Annotated in this window: 1 protein-coding gene; it reads right to left on the bottom strand. The window is 71.9% G+C overall.

Features of this window, described 5'->3' with window-relative positions:
• Positions 1–923: DNRLRE domain-containing protein (locus tag FLX08_RS39950; protein ID WP_142625441.1), on the bottom strand; the 923-nt coding region annotated here is incomplete at both ends.

Here is a 923-nt window from a genome sequence, read left to right as displayed (position 1 = left end):
ACCCTCCAGCGCACCTTCCACCCGTCGGTCAGCTTCCCGTCGGGCACGGTCACCGACGCCTGGGCGCCGGAGGCGACGTCGTGCACAGCCCCGGCCCAGATCTGGCCGCTGCCCTGCCCGGAGGGAGCGGCCGGGTCGTGCTCGACCTCGAACTCGGCACGCACCGGTTGCGCGGCCGGGTCGGTCACCGTGGTGCGCAGGGCCGGGGTCAGGCTGGTGGCCACGGTGCCGCCATCCACCACCTGGGAGGGGGTGACCTGGAAGGCCGCGACTGTCGGATTGGGCACGTCGATCGTCGCGCTCTGCCAGTCCGACCACGCCGACGTGGTCGACGCACCCGCGTTGACCGCCCGGGCCCGCCAGCGGACCTTCCACCCGTCGGTCAGCTTCCCGGCCGGGACGCTGACCGTGGCCTGGCCGCCGGAGGCGACGGCGACCGAGTCGCCCGCCCAGATCTGACCGGTGCCCTGGGAGGTGGCGGCCGGGTCGTGCTCGATCTCGAACGCGCCGGTTAGATCGCCGCCGGCGGTGTCGCTGACGGTGGCGGCCAGCTGCGGTGTGAGCGAGGTGGCCACGACGCCGCCGTCCACGCTGAGGGCGGGGGTGATGGCCAGGGCGCCGACTGCCGGCGCCGAAGCGGGCCCGCTGGTGGTGATGGTCAGCGTCGGAGGCAGGGTGAAGTCGGTGTCTTCCGAAGAGGTGAACACCCGGTAGTTGTCGACGTCCGTCTCACCGGGGGACTTGAGCACCAGACCGTGGTTGGCGGCGCCGGCGGCCCAGTCCTGGACGATGCCGGTGACGTTCCAGTCCATGCTGTCCGGGTAGACGGGGCAGTCGGAGGTGACGCCCTTGAAGTTGGTGGAGGCGTCCTCGGTGGTGAAGGCGGGCTTGTTCGCCCAGTAGATGTTGTCGGGGTTCCACAC

The organism is Microbispora hainanensis, from assembly GCF_006874475.1.
In the GTDB taxonomy this organism is placed as follows: Bacteria; Actinomycetota; Actinomycetes; order Streptosporangiales; family Streptosporangiaceae; genus Microbispora; species Microbispora hainanensis.
Note: the sequence above shows the minus strand (reverse complement) of the source record. Positions and strands in the feature narration are given on the sequence as shown.